Source organism: Pseudoclavibacter sp. AY1H1 (genome assembly GCF_002931055.1).
Classification (GTDB): domain Bacteria; phylum Actinomycetota; class Actinomycetes; order Actinomycetales; family Microbacteriaceae; genus Pseudoclavibacter.
Window position 1 is genome coordinate 271723 of record NZ_PSXX01000002.1, and the last position, 21442, is coordinate 293164.

General features: G+C 64.1%; 18 protein-coding genes. 8 read left to right on the forward strand and 10 right to left on the reverse strand.

The genetic code is table 11. From position 1 onward, the window contains the following. Positions 1 to 591 precede the first annotated feature (591 nt). Together C5E05_RS05700 and C5E05_RS20690 are read left to right on the forward strand one after the other, a co-directional pair. Complete coding sequence (locus tag C5E05_RS05700) at positions 592 to 2289, forward strand: ribonuclease J (protein WP_104299384.1); 1698 nt, start codon at positions 592 to 594, stop codon at positions 2287 to 2289. Positions 2290 to 2447: 158 nt separating this feature from the next. Then, the gene (locus C5E05_RS20690; protein ID WP_104341359.1) at positions 2448 to 3131 is read left to right on the forward strand and encodes a HEAT repeat domain-containing protein; all 684 of its coding nucleotides are present in this window, start codon (positions 2448 to 2450) and stop codon (positions 3129 to 3131) included. A gap of 50 nt (positions 3132 to 3181) precedes the next feature. On the opposite strand, the gene C5E05_RS05710 is transcribed toward C5E05_RS20690, so the two are convergent. The 6 genes from C5E05_RS05710 to C5E05_RS05730 all read right to left on the reverse strand — a co-directional run bounded on the left by C5E05_RS05710 (position 3182) and on the right by C5E05_RS05730 (position 8583). Then, positions 3182 to 4075 (reverse strand): AraC family transcriptional regulator, encoded by an 894-nt coding sequence (locus C5E05_RS05710; protein ID WP_104307119.1) that lies wholly within the window; start codon positions 4073 to 4075, stop codon positions 3182 to 3184. Positions 4076 to 4308: 233 nt separating this feature from the next. Next, positions 4309 to 4482 (reverse strand): hypothetical protein, encoded by a 174-nt coding sequence (locus tag C5E05_RS20065; RefSeq protein ID WP_181059396.1) that lies wholly within the window; start codon positions 4480 to 4482, stop codon positions 4309 to 4311. A 203-nt stretch (positions 4483 to 4685) separates the two neighbouring features. Further along, positions 4686 to 5261 carry a hypothetical protein gene (locus C5E05_RS05715; RefSeq protein ID WP_104341360.1) on the reverse strand — a complete coding sequence of 192 codons (576 nt, stop codon included), beginning with the start codon at positions 5259 to 5261 and terminating at the stop codon, positions 4686 to 4688. A gap of 296 nt (positions 5262 to 5557) precedes the next feature. Beyond that, the gene (locus C5E05_RS05720) at positions 5558 to 6268 is read right to left on the reverse strand and encodes a hypothetical protein (RefSeq protein WP_104341361.1); all 711 of its coding nucleotides are present in this window, start codon (positions 6266 to 6268) and stop codon (positions 5558 to 5560) included. Between the two features lie 223 nt (positions 6269 to 6491). Further along, the gene (locus C5E05_RS05725) at positions 6492 to 7472 is read right to left on the reverse strand and encodes an AraC family transcriptional regulator (protein WP_104299389.1); all 981 of its coding nucleotides are present in this window, start codon (positions 7470 to 7472) and stop codon (positions 6492 to 6494) included. A 433-nt stretch (positions 7473 to 7905) separates the two neighbouring features. Beyond that, on the reverse strand, positions 7906 to 8583 hold the full coding sequence (locus C5E05_RS05730) for a hypothetical protein (RefSeq protein ID WP_104341362.1): 678 nt from the start codon (positions 8581 to 8583) through the stop codon (positions 7906 to 7908). 811 nt (positions 8584 to 9394) lie between these two features. Here C5E05_RS05730 and C5E05_RS05735 point away from each other — a divergent pair. The 4 genes from C5E05_RS05735 to C5E05_RS05750 all read left to right on the forward strand — a co-directional run bounded on the left by C5E05_RS05735 (position 9395) and on the right by C5E05_RS05750 (position 13996). Next, positions 9395 to 10012, forward strand: a complete 618-nt coding sequence (locus tag C5E05_RS05735) for a LuxR C-terminal-related transcriptional regulator (RefSeq protein WP_104341363.1) — start codon at positions 9395 to 9397, stop codon at positions 10010 to 10012. Positions 10013 to 10692: 680 nt separating this feature from the next. Continuing rightward, the gene (locus C5E05_RS05740) at positions 10693 to 11781 is read left to right on the forward strand and encodes an acyltransferase (protein WP_104341364.1); all 1089 of its coding nucleotides are present in this window, start codon (positions 10693 to 10695) and stop codon (positions 11779 to 11781) included. Positions 11782 to 12418: 637 nt separating this feature from the next. Continuing rightward, positions 12419 to 13372, forward strand: a complete 954-nt coding sequence (locus C5E05_RS05745) for a tyrosine-type recombinase/integrase (protein ID WP_104341365.1) — start codon at positions 12419 to 12421, stop codon at positions 13370 to 13372. 27 nt (positions 13373 to 13399) lie between these two features. Further along, the gene (locus C5E05_RS05750; RefSeq protein ID WP_104341366.1) at positions 13400 to 13996 is read left to right on the forward strand and encodes a hypothetical protein; all 597 of its coding nucleotides are present in this window, start codon (positions 13400 to 13402) and stop codon (positions 13994 to 13996) included. Positions 13997 to 14062: 66 nt separating this feature from the next. Here C5E05_RS05750 and C5E05_RS05755 read toward each other — a convergent pair whose 3' ends face one another. The 4 genes from C5E05_RS05755 to C5E05_RS05770 all read right to left on the reverse strand — a co-directional run bounded on the left by C5E05_RS05755 (position 14063) and on the right by C5E05_RS05770 (position 19694). Continuing rightward, the gene (locus C5E05_RS05755) at positions 14063 to 16315 is read right to left on the reverse strand and encodes a hypothetical protein (RefSeq protein WP_104341367.1); all 2253 of its coding nucleotides are present in this window, start codon (positions 16313 to 16315) and stop codon (positions 14063 to 14065) included. A gap of 65 nt (positions 16316 to 16380) precedes the next feature. After that, positions 16381 to 17001 carry a hypothetical protein gene (locus C5E05_RS05760; protein ID WP_104341368.1) on the reverse strand — a complete coding sequence of 207 codons (621 nt, stop codon included), beginning with the start codon at positions 16999 to 17001 and terminating at the stop codon, positions 16381 to 16383. A 78-nt stretch (positions 17002 to 17079) separates the two neighbouring features. After that, positions 17080 to 19095: an Ig-like domain-containing protein gene (locus C5E05_RS05765; RefSeq protein WP_181059398.1), complete on the reverse strand. Its 2016-nt coding sequence runs from the start codon at positions 19093 to 19095 to the stop codon at positions 17080 to 17082. Between the two features lie 74 nt (positions 19096 to 19169). Further along, positions 19170 to 19694 carry an LPXTG cell wall anchor domain-containing protein gene (locus tag C5E05_RS05770; RefSeq protein WP_146081040.1) on the reverse strand — a complete coding sequence of 175 codons (525 nt, stop codon included), beginning with the start codon at positions 19692 to 19694 and terminating at the stop codon, positions 19170 to 19172. A gap of 27 nt (positions 19695 to 19721) precedes the next feature. Between C5E05_RS05770 and C5E05_RS05775 the strand changes: the two genes are divergently transcribed. After that, entirely contained in the window at positions 19722 to 20306 is a 585-nt protein-coding gene (locus C5E05_RS05775; protein WP_146081041.1) for a DUF4199 domain-containing protein, read from the forward strand. A gap of 837 nt (positions 20307 to 21143) precedes the next feature. Beyond that, positions 21144 to 21434 (forward strand): hypothetical protein, encoded by a 291-nt coding sequence (locus C5E05_RS19770; protein ID WP_146081042.1) that lies wholly within the window; start codon positions 21144 to 21146, stop codon positions 21432 to 21434. Positions 21435 to 21442: the final 8 nt, after the last annotated feature.

Sequence of the window (21442 nt, forward strand, 5' to 3'; positions counted from 1 at the left end):
TCGCGGCCAACTGAGATCCCGGATTCGACCTGCGTGACCGAAACGTGCGCAAATGGTCCGAAAACGCAAGAAGTGATCCGAGATTACCGAGTTGAGCAAGCACGAACTGGCGGCCTGAGGTTGGTCGTCGACGTCGATCCGCGCGACCAGGGATTCTCGGGAAACCGATGTTGCGAGCTCTGACGCCGCCTCTCCCCGCTGCCAGGCGCGCTCAGTCGCTTCACCTGTACTGCCGCCGCCAGACAGGCGCACGGCTTTCGGGGCGCAGATCGCTGCGTCCAGGTGCAGCACTCATGACCCGCGGACTCAGCAGGCGCGCCTAGGCTGTAGGGGCGAGCAACGGTTCAGCCGCCCAGCTGTGCCACGGCGATTCCCCGCGGTGAGCACGGAAATCGAACGGCGTTCAAGCCAGCCGCAGAGCTATCTTCGCCAGCAACGAAGCGGCCGGAGTGCCAATGTCCTCCTCCTGGTCGAACGTGCCTGGTGTTGGTCGTAGCTCGCGGCTCGCCGGCAACCGACTTCGCTCGACCCACACCTTGCGTGCGGCCCCACACCGGGTCACCGCCCGCCCAGACTCTGTAGAAAGTACCCATGAAGAACACTTCGAAGCACAACCTCGAACTCTCAGCACCGAAGCGCCTCCCCGGTGATGCGATGCGTATCACTCCACTCGGAGGCCTCGGGGAGATCGGCCGGAACATGACGGTCTTCGAATACCGCGGCAAGCTCCTCATCATCGACTGCGGTGTGCTGTTCCCCGAGGAGAATCAGCCGGGCATCGACGTCATCCTCCCTGACTTCGCCGCGATCCGAGATCGCCTGAGCGATGTTGTGGCGATCGTGCTCACGCACGGCCACGAGGACCACATCGGCGGTGTCCCGTATCTGCTGAAGGAGCGCGCGGACATCCCGATCGTGGGATCGCAGCTCACGTTGGCGCTCATCACCGCAAAGCTGGCCGAGCACGGCATCAAGCCCCCGACGTCCCAGGTCGAGGCCAACGACCGGGTCAAGATGGGGCCATTCGATCTGGAGTTCTTCGCCGTGAACCACTCCATTCCGGATGGTCTCGCCGTCGCGGTCCGCACGGAAGCGGGCCTCGTCCTCCACACTGGTGACTTCAAGATGGACCAGTTCCCGCTCGACAACCGGCTCACTGACCTCGGTGGATTCGCCCGCCTCGCTGATGAGGGGGTCGACCTGTTCCTCGTCGACTCCACGAACGCTGACGTTCCGGGCTTCACGACGTCCGAGAGGGACCTCGCGCCCGCCATCGACGAGGTGTTCCGGAACGCGCCGAAGCGCATCGTCGTCTCGAGTTTCGCGAGCCACATCCATCGCATTCAGCAGATTCTGGATGCCGCGGAACGGCACGGCCGCAAGGTCGCGTTCGTTGGGCGTTCCATGGTGCGCAACATGGAGATCGCGGGGCGTCTCGGGTACCTCAAGGTGCCGGCGGGCATCATCGTGGACCTCAAGCGCCTGGAGAAGCTACCCGCCCAGCAAGCCGTCCTCGTGTGCACTGGTTCGCAGGGTGAGCCCATGGCGGCGCTCTCGCGCATGGCGCGCCGCGAGCACATCATCACGGTCGGTGAAGGCGACACGATCCTGCTCGCGAGCTCGCTGATCCCGGGCAACGAGAACGCCATCTACGGCGTCATCAACGCGCTCATCCGGTGGGGCGCGACGGTCGTGCACAAAGGCAATGCGAAGGTGCACGTCTCCGGACACGCCAGCGCCGGCGAGCTCGCCTACTGCTACAACATCCTCTCGCCAACCGCGGTCCTGCCCGTGCACGGCGAGTGGCGTCACCTCACGGCCAACGCTGAGATCGCCGTTCGGACCGGGATCCCGCGGGACCGCGTCCACATCATCGAGGATGGGGTTTCCGTCGATCTCCGACGCGGCGTGACGAGCGTCAGCGGCCGGATCCCGGCACCCCACATCTTCGTCGACGGCACCACTATGGGCGTCGCGACCGACGCCGCTCTCGATGATCGACGGGTACTCGCGGAAGAAGGCGCGCTCACGATTCTCGCGATCTACGACGAGCGCACGCAGGAACTCGTCGAAGAGCTCGAGTTCTTCGCCAAGGGCTTCGTGGAAGAGCCCGGCTGGCAGAGCAACGCCCGGAACACTATCTCTGCAGCGATCACGAAGGCCCGCTCCAACGGTGCTCGCTTGACCCCGGAAGGGCTCGAGAAGCTGATCACGCGGGCGGTCTCCCAGTGGCTCCTGCGCCGCCATCGCCGCGAGCCGATCGTCACGGCCATCGTCGTCGACGCCTGATCCGTTCCCTGGCGGCTGCACCCGACCGCCCCCGAGAAGGGTCGAATCGAGCTTCCCTGCCCCCTGGCCGATGAGATGGGGGTTCCCCATCTCATCGGTCTCTTTTCAGAGCCCTGCTCGCGTGGGGCAATGGCTCTCTCGCCTCGTAGGGTCAGACCATGGCCGCACCGACATGGACCTCCCAGCTTCGCCCACTCGCGCGGGAAGACTGGCCTGCGTTCCTTGAGGAGAACTCCGGGCTTCCGGGGCCTCGGGCCAACCTCTCACTCGCCTCTGCGGTCGCCAGCACGGCTGACGCCCTCACCATCGAGCTCCTGTTGAGGGATAGGAGTGAATACACGGCGATGTGTGCGGCGGCCGCCCTCTCCTACGGCTCCAGCGAACCGGAATTCGAAGCTCGCGCCCGGACACTGGCGACGGACGAACGGTGGAGGGTGAGAGAAGGCGTGGCGATCGGACTCCAACTACTTGGAGACGAGCATCCGGAAGCCCTCGTGCGCATCGTGCAGGACTGGGCCGACGACCCCCACCCACTCAGGCAGCGAGCCGCCATCGCCGCTATCTGCGAGCCCCGCCTCCTCAAGAATCCGCAGGTCGCCGATGCGGCGCTCACGGCCTGCGAACACGTCACCGAGCAGTACGCGGCGTTGTCAGGGGCTCGGAGGAGGAACGCAGACGCGCGAACCTTGCGTCAGGCACTCGGATACTGCTGGAGCATCGCCGTCGCAGCGAGCCCCACCACGGGATTGACGGCGTTCCTCGCACTCGACCCCGCGGATCGAGATATCGCTTGGATCGTCAGTCAGAACCGCCGCAAGAAGCGCCTCTCCGCGCTCCTCTGACCGAGCAGTGGACCGGACCCGAACGGCGCGAACGGGGAGCAAGAGCACTGCTACCGGCCAGCAACGGCATTCTCGTGTGCGTACATACGCCTCGCGTACTGGAGCATGCGCAGGCTTCTGAAGCCAGCCTGAAGTGCGATCGCCTTCAGATCCTGAGGGGTTGCTTGAGCAGTCATGAGGTCGCGAGCAAGGCTGAGGCGCCTTTCGCGGAGGGCCGTCGCCGGAGTCGTGTCGATGGTGCGAAAGACGCGGTGCAGGTGCGAAGTGGAGATTCCCACCCGGCTGGCGAGCTCGGCGACCGAGAAATCGGGTTCGCTCGCGTGGTCCAGAATGAGCTGCTGTGCACGCTGCAGGAGCGCCCCCGATGGGCCGGCAGCTTGCATCGTCGACCGAAGAGCGGCGATAACCAGCGTCTCGATCGCGTTTCTCCAGGCCAGGAAGGGAAGCGTGTCTTCCTCGAGCTGGCCATCGAAGGAAGCTGCAGCGGCGGCGAGAGCAACGCGTCGCAGGCTCGCGTCCGGGATACGCGGGCGGCCGTCGGAGATATCCGCCCCCAGAACAGCCTCGATCTTTGATCGCCGGATACCGAAGACGAACCTGCTCGATTCCTCTTCGGTGCGGATCCCGGCGGGAAGCGCCGTGTCGTGGACGAAGATCGGAGGTGTTCCAGTCTGCGGCGACTCTGCTGCTTCTTCTTCGATGACGCTGAGGGTTCCGCGCATCATGAAGCTCAGATAGACGCGATCAAGGCCGGTCTCGTGCGTCGGGCGGACCCGGACTTCCATGGGCGTGTGCCAGATCCGGGTGACGCTGATGCTGGGACTGGAGATGAGATCCGCGTAGAGCCGAAAGTCCTCGCCGAGTGCTATCGGCTGCACGCCATGAGCTTCCAGCCACTCGCCCGCATGATCGCCAGACAGAGCAATGTCGAGTTCCGCATTCATTCTGAGAAGCCTCCGTGCCCACGACGCCGTGAAGATCCCGCGCCGGTAGTCGGGACTTGCTGGGCCAAACCATATATTTCCGCGGCATGGAAACAGCTCGACGTCCGCACTCACCCCGAATGTGGCCGGTGTGTCATCGCGAAGAACGGCTGTGTCGTCACGGTCTCGGGCGAGCGCCGCCTCGCGTTTGTGGGTGGTTCCTGAGCACTCTTGTTTCGAGCTGCTGCTGGATGTCAGAAGAATGCAGCGATAGCAACGGCGATACCGATGCTCATGGTGATGCCTACTGCACCGAGAGCCAAGAGCTCACGCGGCATCACGCGGCGCTCGTACGACGCCCAGTAGTCCTCAGAAGCAGGAGGGGTCGGTGCCACCGCTGCCGTGCGATCGATTGTCTCCGAAGTCATATAGCTAGTTTAGCTAGCTATATATATCCACCCAACCCCTTGACAACCACGCGAAACGCAGTCTGCGAGGGCCATGTTCGTGAGGCTGAGGATCAGCCCGAGCGTCCTGAAGGTGGCGGCAACAGTTCCCTACTTCAGGAAGGTCCATTCGATGGGTGAGGTCTCCAGTGCAGCGGTGTCGATCGACTCGTCATTCCGAGTCCTCACGACTCGTCGAATGGCTCTGCAGGTGCGCCATGCCTCTTGCTCCGACGCCTGCCTACCGAGATGCCTCCGCTTGTCCCGCCGATCCACATCGGGACGTCGCTCGCCCAGCCGGCGACGAAATACAGCGTGCCGCCGACGACCAACCCGCCGATCCCCGTCGCCTGCCATGCCAGCTCCCGATAGATCAGCGGCCCAACAGCCTGACCGTCGGAGAGCAGATGGAACGAATCGTTCGTGATGTGGATCAGCAGCGCCAGCCACCCGACGCCGAAGATCGTGCCAGGGACCCAACCCCAGGGCGAAATCGCCAGACCCCCGAAAATCGCTGCGGCGGCAACGGGGAGACCGAACGCCGCCACGAGTGCGACCACGCCCCACATCTCGCCGGTGCTCGACCCGGACCCGTCACTTGCCAGGAGGCTCGCGACCGCGGCCAGGAGCAGAAGGACCATCAGCGCCACCAAGGAGCCGGTGATGCCCACCATGCGCCGGGCGCTCATGCGGTAGGTCGGCTGGTCGGCCGGAGCCTGGACCGTGCGCCTCTTGGGCCTGCGCTTGCGCTTCGTCGACATTCACCCATTGTGGTGCGTGACAGCCAGACCCGCTTCCAACGGCGACGTATCGCCGATGCGACATCGGATGTGATCCGGCCCCGCGCTGCAGTCGCCTCCACGCCACAATGGCCACGCACCTGCGACACGCGACAGCGTTGCGGTGACCTCTCGGGCGCTTTGGGGAGTAGGCCCGAGTTCGAGCAGCATCACGTTGGGGCGAGATGATGCTCGACGCTGGTTCGTTCCCGTCCGTTCGCGGGGACGAACCAGCCGCCCCGCGCACCTGCGCCGACCCGAACCCCGCCGTCTTCAGATCACGCGACGACGCTGGCGATCTCCGCATCCTCGAGGGCACCATCGACCGACGCAGGAGCCACCTCGGCCTGCGAGAGACGCGTCTGTCGCGTCTCGGAGTAGGGCGCCGTGGCGAGCACGTCACCGTTGCCGCCAACCTGGCGACGGAAGGACTGCGCAGTGCCATCGATGGTGACGAACCGGTCGATGTAGGGACGGGCTCCACTCCAGGCCACGTTCCTGGTGGATCGGAAGGAGAAGTCGTTGGGGATGAGCGTTCGGCCGGGCGAGAGCGGGAGCTTCGCGGTGTAGTCGGAGCGGTAGCTGTTGTATCGGACGCCGTCGATGGCAATCGTCCCGACCTTCACGAGCGGCGACCAGGCTGAGGTTCCTTCCTCCGCGAACGACAGGTCGCCGGCGGCGCTCGGGAAGTGGAAGGCAAGGTGCATGTCCGTGACCTTCGTCGCCGCGGTGGTGTCGTTGATCCAGAGGCCGCGCTCCGGGTACCGACCTCGGGCGTCCAGCGTGACCCGCGCGGTCCCCCTGCTCGAGGTGGGGTAGCCGAACTGGATCCATCCGTTGATGCCCGGGACGGGAGCGAGCGTCGACGCTGCACGAGCTGGGGCGGCGACTGCGAGGGCGATGACGGGAACGCTCCACGCGGCGGCACTGAGGACGGTGCGGCGGCTGGTCGAAGCGGAAGACGTGGGCTCGGGGGTGCGGGATGACATGGGTGCTCCGGATTCAGGCTGCGGTGACGGCCACAGGGCGCTGCAGCAGGGTTCTGGAGTGGGTGCTCTACGACGTGGCAGAGACAGAATCCGCACTCACCCGCGCTGCGCAGGGTGGGGGTCTATGACATGTTGAAGCTACAACCGCGTTGAATGCGTATGCATGCACTTCACATCGCAGGTCGCATGGCCGGTCGGCGACGCTGCACGGCGATCGACCGCGTCAGCTCGAACCAGGATGCACTTCGAGAGCTTCTTTCCCATCCTCGCGGTGCTGGCCGGTGCCGCTGATGAGCCGTCGCCCCTCTTCGTTGGCCTGCAGCGCTCTTCTCAGTGATCGGCTCGTTCCGAAGCCCACACCCGGCGCGACCATACGCAGCATCGACTCGGTAATCGGGGAGCCCTGTCTGGTGAGCACATCGACAGCAAGCCCTGTCCGAACGTTTCGAAGATACACACCTGGGCTCATCTCAACGTTCTTGAAGGCCCGGTGCAGACTGGTGGACGAGACGTGCAGGTCCTCGCAGAGGGCGGCAACGCCGAAGGCAGGATCGTGCGCTCGGTCGTCGATGGCTCGCAAGGCGCGCTCGAGGATGCTCGTGGTGGGTTGATCGAGGGGGTTGCTGCGCTCATCGAGCGTGGAGTCGATGACAGCGGTGAGCATGTACTCGAGGCTGCGTCGCCAGGGTGCGAATGCGTTGCTTTCTGTCTCCTGGGGCGCTTTGAGCGTGGCGTTCACGGCAGAGACCAGGACGGACACGAGGCCAGAATCTGCCGTCAGCGTGGTGTCCATGAGCGCGTCGATGCCCCTGAGCCCCGGCAGACGCGCAGCATCCGTGGCCAGCGTGATCATCGAGGAGGGCGCGCTGGTCTCCAACGAGAGCATCTGCCTCCGCCGACTGAGCACGACTTGGCCGGGCGCTATCTCGAAGCGGCCCTTCTGCGTCGTCAGCACTCGCACTCCGCTTACCGGGACGATCACGGTCAATCGGTCATCAGGCACCGGGTCCGCGACCAGGTCGAGACGGACCGGTGTGTGCCAGATACGAGTGATCAGGAACCCGTGCACATGCGAGTAGTCGGCGTGCAGGCGCAGCGGCAGAGTTTGTGGGAAGGCGTCGCACTGCCCGCGAGCGAACCAGGCCAGGGCTGCATCGCCAGCCAGGCTGACACCTCGGGCGCCGCGCTGATCATAGGTATCCATGCCTCAGGTGCTCCCCTGCTCCCCGCGTGGGTTGACTGTCGTGCCGTGAAGCCCCGGCGCGGAGATGATCATGCTATGCCCGGACTCACGCGGTCGCCGTCCTCGGCAAGAGCTGGGCCACAGCGGGCACCGAGTCGCTCGACTGATCCGGGCCTGGTCAAATCAGCCCGATGTGCGCCAGAACATTCCGTCCGGAGTGCGTTCCGACAACCTGATGCCTACCGTCGTGGTGCCGGTCGAAAATGCGCAGCAACTCTCCCCCAGAACCCGGCGGAAACCAGTGCATATGTTTCATCCGGCAGGCCTCCGACCCACGCGTCCCCTCGCTCGAGACGGCACGCGGCAAGCCGGGCCGACCCGAGCTGGACTCGCCCGCGTCCGCCCGAGGGCGGCCTGCGTGCATCAGCCGCGGCGTCGGAGACCGAAGACCTGGTCAGCAGCCGAGGCTGAGGAGATCCCAGTCGAGTGTCGCGGAGTTGTCCGTGGTGATGAGACCCCCAGAACCAGGGTTGGCGGTGAGTACGTTCCGGACAGACGCTCCTGGAAGCGTGACGCCGGCGCTGATCAGGTAGCCGATACCTGCAGATCCACCTGCACCCAGATTCGTGACGGTGATGGTGCGGCTCCGGGTCATCGTGAAGTCCACTCGGGTTCCGCCGAGACCATTCGAACCTCGACCGGTCTCCTGGTAGGTGGAGCTCGCCAAGCTTCCGCTGAAAGCGGTCGCGGTTGCATTGCTGCTAAGAGAACTCACGATTCCGGCGACGAAGTACAGGCCGAGGTTTGTCGTCCCGATCGCTTGCGCTGCAGTGCGTTGGACACCCTCGCCGGCCGAAAAGACGAAGTTGTAAGAACCGGAGTAGACAATTGACTGCGTGAACGTCAGGGTTGCGGGCGGCAGTGTATTGGTGGTCTCCGTAATGCGGAATCCAGGAAGCAAATCGAGGCCGACGATTCCGATGAGGCACCCTTGACCGACCGCCACATTCCAGCGCTCAGACGCGGCCGCCAATGGTGCGGCCACGGCAGTCGCGATGATTGGTGCCGACCACGCCACACCTTGAATCACCTTTCGCCGAGATGGTGATGTTGGACCCTGATTCTCAGACATGGGCTTCCTTCGCTAGGTGAACCTTCTCACCTGAAGAAAACCACCTGCACCTACGTCAGATCGCGCATTACCCCACTCCTACTAGTAGACCTAGGGTAATGGTCGATCAAGCCAGCATCGATAAGTGCGAAACGAAGTGATGTGAGATTGCTTGTCGGGGTGCCAGTGAGCTTCCCTCGTATGTTCGTCAAGTGATTGCGCACGGTTTGCACGCTGAGACCCAGCGTGAGCGCAGTAGACGCGGTCGTTGCGCCAGGGGTGAAGAGCGTGTCGACGACGCGCTGCTCAGCGACGGTGAGTGCAAGGCTCCGCGCCGGGACCGAGCCACCCCACGTGGAGCCGATCGGCTCCGGACTCGGGCGGGGATTCGCCAACGTGGACCTGACTGCATCGAGGAACTCACCTACTCCCCCGTTGCTGTCATAGATGGCGGCGGCACCTGCGAGAGCCGCGGCATCTGCGGCACTTGAAGTGCTGTTTTTCGTAGAGAGAAGAACCCTGGTCCCGCGGGACGAGAGTTCACGGATGAATCGAGGGAGAGCATTCTGGGTCGTGAAACTCGAACTCACAACTGCAAAGTGGACAGGAGGCCCTTCAAGGGCGACAGCTGGCATGGTTGCGACCAGTGGATCACGCAAGAAAGGCATGCGCCGTTTCAGCACCTGCCCGAGGCACTCACCTTCGAGTCGCTGGTCAGTGCAGACAAGCCAGCGCGGAGTGACCTCGATTTCCACTCGACCCTCTCGCCGCATCTTCGCAAACCCCCGGGTATCTCAATGGATGAATGAACCGATGCTGAAGTGTATTGCGAATGACCCTGATTGAGGTCATTGATGAGACTATTTTTATTTGGGATGCGTTGCGCCACTCGCCTGAGGCATCCGACAGCAGCTGGGAGGTGGGTGTCCGAACAAAGACATGGGTGAATTTCTCGGCGGCTCGCGCCGAGGTCGCGGATCTGGTCGTGCTCTCCGCCGAGTTAGTCGATCACGTTCCTGCCGTTCTGAAAGTTCGAGCGATTACCCGCCTGGGAACCCGAGTAGGAGTGTTGGTGAACTCCGAAGACACCACTATCGAGTCGCGGCTGCGTCTCGAGGGCGCATCCTTCGTGGCTCGACGAACGACCACGACTTGGGAGCAATTCCTGGGGACACTCCGGGCCGCACTCGCAAGCCCGCCGAGTTCTTCCAACGACTTCCCTCGCCCAGGGCTCACAGATCGCGAGCTGCAGATCGCCGCGCTCTTCGCAAGCCGTGCGGCACCAACAACACAACAGATCGCTGAGCTCCTCGCCTTGGGGCCCGGCACTGTTCGAACCCATCTCAAGCGAGCACGCCACCGCCTCGGTGCCGACGGGCTGGTGGTTTCCAGCAGAGAGGAGCTGCGCTCTGGACTCCTCGCCGCGGGCTACCTGGTGGAAGAGGTCTGACTTGGGGCATCCGGAACTGCTCCAGGAGCTTGCGCCCGGTGTCCACACGCAGCGCGGCCGAAGATGTGACCCCCGGACGGTGCGGTCCAGGGTCACGTTTCCAGAGGCTCGTCACCTCAAACGGCATCCAGGTGAAGAACGATCGGGTCCGCACCAACACACCAATCTCCACCGCTTCCCCGCCCAGCCTGCCTCGGTGAGGTTGAAGATGAAGTCGCCAACCGGATTCAGAACGTCATCGTCGCCGATAGTCGTTCGCCACTCGAGGCGATCACTGACGTGAGGGTTCGCGGAGAGCCTTGTGTCATGGGGACGAACTTCGTTGTTGAGTCCGAGATTTTTGCAGCGGACCCCGTGTAGACAGTTGTCCCCGCAGTCCATTGCGTCCCCTTCACCGGACCGAACACCGCCGTTGAAGTTGCGTTGGAGGCGCCCCCGAGACCCGCAGCTCATCCAGCTGCCGCTTGGAACCATCTTGTAGGTGCACGACAAGGAATGACCCCCGCTGGGCAATCCAGCATCGTATCCGCTGATCCACATGTGGCCCGGGTTCCCTGTGGTGTACGCCTTCTCATAGCCGTAGTTTGCGGCTCAGACCGGGAACCCATCGATTACCGGGAGCGCACGACCAATTTGTCTTATTATCGCACGAAGTTGTGAAGCGCTGTTAGCATCGTCCCGTGACTCCGACACTGCGCGATGCGCTCTCCACGCGCGAGAACGCGCTCAACTTCGTTCGCCTCGTTCTCGCGGCCGTGGTGATTTTCGAGCACACCTGGATCATCGGCGGGTACGAAAACGCGCCCGATATTCCCCTCGCCTCCTGGGCAGTGAATGGCTTCTTCGCTATCTCCGGGTATCTCATCGCGGGGTCGAAGATGCGTCTTGGCTTCCGCGAGTACATGGTGCACCGAGCCTTCCGCATCTTCCCCGCGTACTGGGCCGTACTCATCCTCACCGCATTCGTTGTCGCGCCACTCGCGTCCTTCGTAGGTGGCGGGCAGTGGCAGCTCGGGAGCGCGCTCAGTTACGTCGGCAACAACTTCCTGCTCTCGGTGTCGCAGTTCGGAGTCGGTGAGACGCTCGCGACCGCGCCGTATCCGGATGTGTGGAACGGATCGATCTGGACCCTCTTCTTCGAGTTCGTGGCATACATCGCAGCCGGGGTGCTCCTCACGTTCGCGTGGGTGCGACGACACGCGCTCCCCATCGTCGCGATCGGCTTCGTCGGCATCGTTGCCGCGCAGATCCTCGCGCACGGACCCCTTGAGGTCACAACCAACCTCTTCCTGAACCTGCTGCGGTTCGGTGCGTTCTTCGCAGCCGGCATGCTGCTCTACTTCCTCGGGCCGAAGCTGCGACTGCGCAATTCCTTCGCCGCAATCGCCGCCGTCCTCATGGTGCTGCTGTTCGCATCCGATCTCGCCATCTGGGTCGGACAGCTCCCCTTCGCGTTCCTCATGCTCTGGGCGGGTGGACGCCTCCCGGTCAGGATCGGTGTCAAGAACGACGTCTCCTACGGCCTCTACATCTGGGCGTTCCCCGTCCAACAGTTCGTCATCCTGCTCGGACTCGGAGGCCTGGGACCGTGGGGCACCGCCGTGCTTTCACTGCTGATAACACTGGCCCTGGCATGGGGATCGTGGAAACTCATCGAAGAACCCACGAATGAGCTGCGCCGCAAGATTCCGAAATCCTGGCTGGGACCGCGGCCAAACAATCAGGATCTCGCTTTGCCCCGCTCCCGAGGGATCACGCCGCAATCTTGAGCCGAACCAAGGCGCTTGGGCGTTACCCGTCCTGGCCGCAAGTCACGGAATCCCACTCAGTAAACCTCCCGCGAATGTCGTTCACATCTGACGCGCCGCATCTCTTCCAGATATCACTGGCTACCCACCCAGATATTGCCCCGCGAGTGTGTGTCTCATCGACTGGCGGTTCGACCTTGAAGCGTCAACCAGTTCTTGGCCGGCCCATGAACCGGCGGCACAGAACAAGCGCACTGGACGCGACGCAGTCGAACATCAGTGGCAAATTGCGAACGTCGGCGCTGCTAGAACAACCGGGCAGTCCAGGTCGCACGAGTCGTGGAGCTACCTGTGGCGTACCTCGACGGCGAGGTCGACGACGACGACGCGCCACTGCATCTGACTGCTGACCAGCAGGGAGAAGGGTGGGCCCGGTGGGGCTCGAACCCACGACCCGCGGGTTATGTCATTTCGGATTCCCCAACACCCGCGTGCGGCAGAGGAGTCCCCGTCTTGCCGTTGCTCACCGTGATGCTAGTCCTCGCGGCCGTCTCTCAGCGTGCGGATTTTGGCCGTTGAAATAACGAATCATGTTCATTTTCCGCTACGGGCGGCGGGCTCTACCGGTTCGTGGTCGGTTGCACGGTAGGAAACCCCAGTGAAAGATAAGTTTACGAGCTATCGGCAGTACCTTTTTGCGGGCCAGAAGGCCCCCGGAACGATCGCGCAGCGGGTGGGGGACCTGGAGCGGTTCCAACGATCCACAGGCATCCAGATCGAGGACGCGACACAGGCCAGCCTGCTCGAGTACATGGCCGATCACTACGCCATCTGGGCACCTCAGTACTGCAAGCGCATCCGCTCTAGCTTCCGGTCCTACTTCCAGTGGCGAGCGATGACGGTGCCGGGCCAGGCTGACGTCAGCCGAGACCTACCCAGCGTCAAGATCCCCAAGAAGAGACACCGTCGCCCTGCCCCTGACGAACTTGTCCTCGATGCCTTTGACAAGGCCACGTTGCGAGAGCGCGCGATCCTCGCGCTCGCCGCCACAATGGGCCTGAGAAGGATCGAAATCGCCACATTGCAACTCACTGCACGGAGTGATCAAGAACTAACAGTAGTTGGCAAGGGCCAACGTGAACGAGTGCTCATTTTGGACGACATCACTCTGCATCTCCTGCGCTCGATCGAGGCAGAAACTGCCCCGGGAGTTCGCTACTACTTCCCCGGACGGTGGGCAGGCTCCCATATCCACCCTCAAACCATCTACGTCTATGTGAAGCGCATGATGCCACACGAGTGCCTGCACACGTTGCGTCACCGAGCTGGTACTACTGGCTACACACGCACGCTGGACATCCGCGCGACTCAGGAGTTCTTGGGGCATTCGTCTCTAGCCACGACTGAGATCTACGTAGAGCTCGACCGCCGCAGCACCGCCGCTATCACCCAAGCGACGAGCTTCGCCAACGCCCGCGACGCTGCTATTAGTGAACCGCTTGACCAACTCCTCAGCCAGGCGACTCACCTCGCGGGCAAGCTCGCCCAGCATGGCTGGAACATCGACATCATCAAGTCCGCCATCCCGGTACGCGAAGACGTAGCCGGCTAGGCCTCGACCCCCCCCTAGGAGAAAGACATGACAACTACAGCACCAGCGTTCCGTGCGGGGGTCCACACCCTGACCGGGACCGTTCTGGATCCAGCGGGCGTGGACGAGCACGGCCACCTTCACCTGTTCCACTCACCAGATGAGGTGGAGTGCGCGGTTCTCAACGTCGCGGGGCGTCTCAACGCGATCACGGAACATCTCGGCCTGCAGCTCGACAGACTCCAGTCCGCCCCTGCAGATGGCGACCGGCCTGGTCTGGCGCTGGCCGCGGCCGCGACGTTGCGGGAGTCCCTTGAAGCGGTGCGAGCCCCGATGGAAGCGCTGGCGCGCGCGGAAGTGTTCGCCTCGCTCAGCGCCGAGATGCAAGGGTGGGCGCAGCTGCTGCCTGCGGAGCGCGAAGAGCTCCTCGCGACTGCCGCTCCCCCGGTCCTCGCGTCCGGGGTGTGGGTCAATGAGCGCGCCGCACAAACACCTACTCCGCTCGTGCAGGTGTACACCAACTTGACGAAGGATGGTCGCGAGGTGCGCGACGTGTACTGGCCGACCGGCGTGAACGCGACCACGTCGTGGATCCGCGAGGAAGCTCCGGTCGCGCGCCGCTGGCGCAAGCCCCCTACAACCTGATCTGTCCCGTACGAAAAGAGCGCCCCTCCTCAGGAGGGGCGCTCTTTTCGTTGCCGGATGCTGGTGTTAGACGATCGGTGCTCCGGATGTTGCGATCGCAGTCCCGTCGGGCCCAGTCGCGGTGACGGTCACGACCTCGTCACCAACGCTGCGGGCTCGCGCGTTCGATGCGCGGAGTGTCTGCTCGGAGACGCTGTAGTCCGCCACGTCTGGAATTGCCACCTGTTGCCCGGTCGCCGCGCCTGCGATCGCGAGTCGAGCTCCGCGGAGTTCGGGCAGGCTGGTGACGCGCATGGAGACGTCGCCGTTGGCGTGGCGGTGGGCCTCGACTTGAATGGTGACGGCCGCGTCGTCAGCGAGGAAGACGGTGTTGACGTCGATCTGTTTCTGGAAGACGATGCCGATGCGATGGATGACGCCTCCAGCGATCTCCTGGCCGGTGCGCTTGATAAACACTCGGACTGGCTTGGTACCCAGGCTGAACAGGACTCGGTGGCCGTCGCGGGTGAGGACGAGACTTGACGTCTGGACCTCTCGGTCAGTGTCGCCCGGGGCGAATGTCGATCCGTCCGCGAAGGCCAGCGTGTCTCCGGCTTTGAGGAGCAGCGGCAGCCGGTGTGTGCAATCGCCCGCCTGCTGAGTGATGAACGTGTAGCGAAGGCCGTGGTCCCAGTACCCCCAACCGGTCGCGTACTGCGCCGTGCCAGCTGTCGCTTCGGTCCGCTGCGCAAAGAGCGTTGACCGGGCGGGGAGCTGGTCGTCCTTCATCTGTTGCGCACCTGTAGACGCGCGGCTGTCGTAGAAGAGGCTCGTGGAGCTGGACTGACGAGTCGAGAACGAGCCCCGCGGCCCGACCGTCTCCCACCCCTCAGGCGCATCAGGGTTGTTGGTCCCGACCAAGATGGTGCCCATGGTTGGGCTCCACAACGTGCCGAGCTGGCGCGTTGACCGGTAGGACTTGAGCCAGTCCCCGAACACAGACACGGCGTAATAGGACGGGCGCCGCACGAAAAGGTACTGATCCTTTTTGGAGCCGCTCGCGTACTTCGTGAAGCGCTCGTTGGTGAGGCTCGGGAGAGCAGCCTCGAACGAGTCGCGTTCGGCGCTTGTGGGACCGATCGGCGCGAGAACCCCGTACATCCAGGTCCGCGGCGACGTGTCAGGCTTGCCGAGCGCGCTGATTCCCTTCGTCGACGAGGAGAACGCCGCTCGTGCTTGCGCTTTTTCCTCTGCCGTGGCGAAGAAGAGCGCGAGGTCCGGGACGTGTGGCAGGAAGTCTTTGGCGAGGGCCGCGCGATCGGATAGGTCCTCGGCGGGCCGGGACATCGCCGCGGTGACGTTGCGGACGTGGAGGGCGGGCACATGGTTGAGCTCCCCCGTAGCTGGTTCGCGGATGATCGCGTAGCGCATGAACTCGACGTAGCGCTGCACCGCGGGCACGAGATCCGGATGTTGCGTGTGCCGGTACAGCCACGCCAGATCCGGAAGTGTGACGGTGAAGTTGTAGCCGAAGTCCACGCCGTAGGGCTCGTGGAAGAACCCCGCGGGAGCCTGTCCCTTGGCGATGAGGTACGTGATGCGCTCGTTGACCGCCGCTTGCGTCGTGGTGGGCTTGTCGAGCACCTGCAGGGACCGTTGCGCGCCGACGAGCCCCGCCGAGGCCTGGTTGAAGGCAGAGACGGGTGGGGTCCAGTGGGCGGCTTTGGGGTTCATGAACCAGGCGACCGCGCGTTCCATGCTCTGTCGCAGCTGCAGGCGCGCGTCGTAGGAGACCCCGAACGTGCGCAGTGCCTCGTAGGTGTCAGCCTGGGCGACGATCCCGAAGGTGGTCGCAGCGAGGCTGGACTCGCCCCGGTACTCGGGGTAGCTGCCGTCCTTCATCTGCAATGACGTGTAGTACCTGATCGCGGCTTCGAGCCGCTTGAGGAGGTCTCCGTTCCGGTAGTACGGGTTCCACGGGCGCTCGTTCGCGTAGAACCAGGCCAGGGTCGCGACGTGCTCCATGATTCGGGAGTTCGTGGTGGTCTGGGTGTTGGCGGGTCGCCACCAGCCGCCGCCCATGAAGCCGTAGGTGGCGTCGTCGTTGTCGACGATGTCGTTGGCCATGCCCGTGACGCTCATGAGGTAGCGGGCGAGCACTTGCTCGTTCTCCGCGAAGAGCGTCCGTGCGGGGGATGTGATCGCGGGCAGTTTCGTGAGCGCGGTCGCGGCTGCTGCCGGTGTCGGGAGCGCGATGTGGGTTGCGGTGGCGAGTGCCCCGATGCTGAGCGCGCCGACGAGCATGGATCGTCGAGAGAGGCCGGCGGGGTGGTCGTTCATGGTGTGTGTCTCCTTGGGGAATGGTGGCGTTGGCCGTGTCGCGGCCGCGCGGATCTGTGGAGCGGTTAGCGGTCGGTGGCGGGCTCGAGCGCGACGAAGCGCATGATGGGTTCGCCCCAGTGGCAGGTCTGCAGCAGTAGCGCCCCGGTCATGCCCACGACGTCCTCGGTCGTGGCGGTGTGCTTGTCGACATCGCGCAGCTCCGTGACCTGGTAGGTGCTGGCGTTCCCCGCCTGGTCGACGACGGACACGCGCTGCCCGACCTGCAGGGGCAGGATCACGTCTCCCCCGCAGTTGTTGTGGGCCGCGAACACCGGCTGGAGGCCGGCCTGGGTTCGGTAGCTCTCGAGCTCCGGGAACACCCCGGTTGCACATACGTCGAGGAGCGCTTCGGATCCGAGCTCTCCCAGTGAGAGCGTGGGCAGCTTCTCCGCGCCGGGAGTCGCGGGTTGGGAGAGTTCGACGTTGACGGCGTTGGCGACCTCCCGGACCTGGCCGACGCCTTTCTCTGCGAGCTGTTCGGTGAGGTCGGGGGCGGCGATCGAGCCGATCACGGTGGCGCTGCCTGCGGCCATGAGGGTGACGACGAGCGCGGATCCCCAGCGGCTGCGGGTGCGCCGTCGACGTGCGCGCTCGTTCACCAGGTGCTGGCGGGTCTCGGGGTGGCCAGTGAGCAGAGTGTCCATCGGGGGTCCGTTCCGTTAAATGGGCGACGGCCCACGCCCGCGTGGGGTGTGGGCCGTCGCTATCAGGTGGAGCGAGGACTACTCGCTGGGGGTCGATTCAGCAGCAGCTACCGTCGCGCGGTTGCGGCGCACCAGGGCGATCGCGCCCGCGCCGACCACGGTGATGCCGCCGAGGATCCCGGCCCAGAGACCGAACTGGTCGGCACCGGTCTTGGCGAGATCCACCGTCTTGGCAGGAACCGGCGTCGACGTGGGCGTTGCCGTCGGCGTCGATGTGGGGACCGGGGCGGGAGTCACAGGCGTCTCGACCGCGTCGCCAACGGGGGTGCCGTCCGGGACGCTGACGGTGGCCTCGTTGAGGACCGATTCGGCCTTCTCGTCCTCGACGGTGATCGTGTAGAGGTACTCGCCCGGGAGCATGATCGACGCCTTCGGCTCCAGCGGAACGTCGAGGATGATGTCCACGCCGTCAATGCCGAGCAGCTTGTCCGTCAGCGTGATCGTGCCTTCCGGCGCGTTACCGGTGTTTGTGACATTGAAGCCGTACGTGATCTGGTCGCCAGCGTTGCCGGTGGTGCCGTCGCCGTTGGTGTCCTTGACGCCGAGTTCCTGCTTGTCGAGCTCGAGGCCGACGCGGGTGAGCGTGTCGGAGACGCTGGCCTCGCATACGCTGCCGGTGTCGTCCCCCTCGAAGCAGGTGTTGACGCCCGTGTTCTTCACCTTGTTGGTGATGAGGTCAGCGGCGGTGTCGAGCACCTTGACGCGAACGCGGACGTTTTTCTCCTGCCCGGGGGCGTAGTCGGAGGCAGCCCAGGAGACCTTGCCGTCCTTGAATGTGCCGCCCTGGGAAGCCGAGACGAACTCGACCCCTGCGGGCAGCGTGTCGACGGTCGTGATGCCGTACGCGGTGCGCAGCTCTTCGAGGTTCTTGGTCGTGATCGTGTAGACCATTTCCTGGCCCACGAGGAGACGGTCAGGGGCATCCGACGTCTTGGCGATGGTGGTCTGTGCGGGACGAACGACGCCGTCGGCGGCGCCGGCGAGCGAGGGCGTGGTGCCCTTGCCGGTCTTGGCGACCGTCTGGCCCTCAGCGGTGATGTCGCCGTTGAGCGTGTACTGCTTGGCGGGGGTGTCTGCGACCCACTCGGTGTTGAGGTTGTAGCCCTCGGTGCCCTCAGGGATGACGACCCCGTCCGGGAAGCCGACGACGACGGTTCCGGTTTCGAGGTCGCAGCTGATGACCTTCGTCTTGTAGCCGCTGCTGGTGGACGTGGCTCCGTTGTCGGTGATCCAGCTGATGCCGGTATTCATGTCGCAGTTCGGGAGCAGACCGGGCTCGTTGGCCTTGAGCGTTGCCGTCGCGCCGGAGATGTCGGTGAGGAAGCCGGACTGCTTGATGTACTGTCCGCCGACGAGCAGGCCGACCTCGTTGCCGTTGACGATGCGCGGGGACACGATGACGCCCGTGCTCGCTGGCTGGAGCTTCTCGATCTTGTAGGACGTGCCCGGGCCGAGGTTCGCCCCGTCCGCGCCCATGATGGTCAGCGTCGAGGTCACGTCCTCAGCCTTGTCCGCGATCGGCTTGACCGTGACCGTCGTGGATCCCGTGATGTTCTGTGACACAGCGACCGCATCGGTGAGGGTGATGTAGATGGAAGACCGGTCACCGTCAGCGGTCTTCGCCGTGGCGATGACCGTCCCGTCGGCGCTCTTGATCTCCAGATCCGAGAACGCCTGGAACAAGAAGCGGTCCTTCTCCGCGATCTTGAGCGTGAACGTGTCACCGGGGATCGCGTCGTTCGGGATCTTCATATCGAAGCTCATGGCCATGGCCGTCTTCCACAGCAGCGTGCCGTCTTCCCGGATCGGGTCAGCGGAGGCGATCTTGACGTTAGAGAACACGTCCGCGTAGTTCGCGGTCGATGCCGCCATGGGTGCCATGCCGCCTCCGATGAGCCCTGGGGCTGCGTTCGCTGCCCCGGCGGTCGTGAGGACGCCTCCGGCGAGGAACGCGAGCGCGGCAGCGCTGGTGAGGCCGATGCGGGCGGTCTGCTTGGCGCGGAATGCTGCGCCGCGGGTCTGGGTGGTGTTCATGCGTGTGGTCGTTCCTTCCGTTGTGGTGGAGACGCGCGCAGGAGCGCCGCCGACTCGGGTGACGCGGTTGCGCGTCATGCGCGGCGGAAGCGTCGGCGGATCCCGAGCGCGCCCGTGCCAGCGGCGAGGGCCGCGAGTCCGAGCGCCGTGACGGTGGCACCGGAGGACTCAGAGCCGGTAGCCGCGAGCTTGGTCGGGGCCGATTCCTCGGACGTGTCCTCTGCCTCGTCGGAGTAGTAGGAGCTCGTCGCGACAGAGTCGGTGTCGTACTCGGCGTCGGACTGCGAAACGTCAGGTGTGACCGTGTCCGGCGCTGCCGGGACGACCGGGGCCACGGGCATCTCCGGGTGCGGGAGCTCCGGCTCCGGCTCTTCGGTGGGTTCCGGATCGACGGTGGGTTCTGGTTCTTCCGTGGGCTCCGTGCCCTCGTCGGTGTTGGGCGGCTCGGTGTCATCGATCGCCATCACGTGTGTCGACGACGAGGCTGTCGAGTCAGGTGAGGGGAGTTCCGTGGCGTGAGCGACGGGAGCGGTCAGCAGCATGAAGCCGATCCCGCAGGCTAGGGCCGTGGAGGTGGCCAGTACTCGTGTGGACTGCAAGGGTGCCCCTTCAGGTAATGAACGAACATGTTCACTACCCATTGCCGGAACACCGACCGGTCGCGCACCACATGCGCACGAATTCAGGAACCTCACTTCACGAATGTCGGTGGTCGCCGCTACCGTTCGAACATGCCCTGGATTCGATACCCGTTCTCCGCCGCCGTGATCTTCATGCCATTCCTCTGGCCCGTCGTGATCATCGTCAGTCTGCTCTGGCTGAGCTCGTACTGGCTCGGGCTCAGCATCATCGCGACCTTCGTCGTCTGGTGGCGGGTGCTAGGCGAAGGCACATGGACCTACCGGGAGGGGCTGAGCTTCGATGTCCAACCGACGACGTGGATCGCAATCCTCGTGTTGGTGATCAACTGGGTGCTTCTCGTTCTCTGGTGCACCCGGCACAGCCGAAAGGAACGCAGGGAACAGCGCAACTGGAGCTACGCCGCACCAGACGGTCACTACTACGAACAGGATCAGCCGCAAGGTGAGCTCGAGCAGCGCGCGGCCTACGAGGCACAGTTCGAGCAGGACGTGGCGTATTGGCAGCGGGTACAGGAAGAGGCAGCGCGGCGGTCACAGCTCGAGCGGGCGCGCCAGCCCCGGTTCGAATAGCCAGCCTGCGGCTGGGGCTGCCGCGTGAGACCTCTCCGCTGCGCTCCGCGCTCTCCCTTGCCCTCGAGTTCTCGTTGCGCGATTCCCGGAGGTGGTCGGTTTGCCCGGAGTTGTAGTCACCGAGGCTCGAGGTTCGAAGTGGTGGGGACGCCGAGGTCAAGCTCGAAAGAAGAAGACATGGATACGCCTGTGAAGAGAAAAGCAAGCGGTCCATGAGTGCGCAACTCAACAAGTCAGGACGGGTGGAGATCGGGGTCGAGAACACCCCGAAGAGCCTCGCGCGACATCGCATAGGCCGATCGTCGGTTTCGACACAGACCGTGGATTCAACGATCAGGACCGAGGCGCGATCACCTCGAAGGTCTTCGACAGCGTGGAAGAGCTCACCCCGGATCTCTCACGGACGCCGATCGCTCGGGATCCGCAAAAGGGCCGTGCATTCGGCGCTGCGATCCTTGAGTCACACGCGCCACGCGAGCTGTTCGACCTGCCGCCGGAGGCGTGGCTCATTGCTCGCACGCACTGTGCGTTCTAGGCGCTCTGGGTACGTGACGACGCGCGTAACCGCAGCATCGGATTGTTGCTCTTGGACGCAGCAACCCGACTGAGATCGATGGCAGTTCGAGACACATCGCGATCAGCACAAGGGATTGCAGAAGCAGAGGTTGCGGCATGCAGAGAACGAGAACGCGCGACGCCAGTGGCCAGCGATAGCGGACGAGCAGTTCGACAGAACGAAGAACGATAACCTAAGCTGAGCAGCCGCCCACCAACCAAGAATCCCACCTGGGCTCGACCCGGCACACAACACGAGCACTAAGGCGTAAGATGGTTAGCATGGAACTTATTGGCGAAAACAATGACTCGAGCGGCGCGTACCAGCTCTTCATGGAAAGCAGTTACTTGATCACGATGACCAAGAATGGCGAATCCGACTTCTTTGAGCTAGCACGACAGAGACTGACCGAAATCTCGACACCACCGTCGCCTCCATCAGAATGGTATCAGTACGGTACAAATGGACATCAGTGCGATATTCACTTCTCCGAGCCTCACGCCTTGATCGATGGAACGTCGTACTCAATCGGAGATGACGAACTTGCCCCAGATGTGGACCATCTCGCCTAGAATTTCGC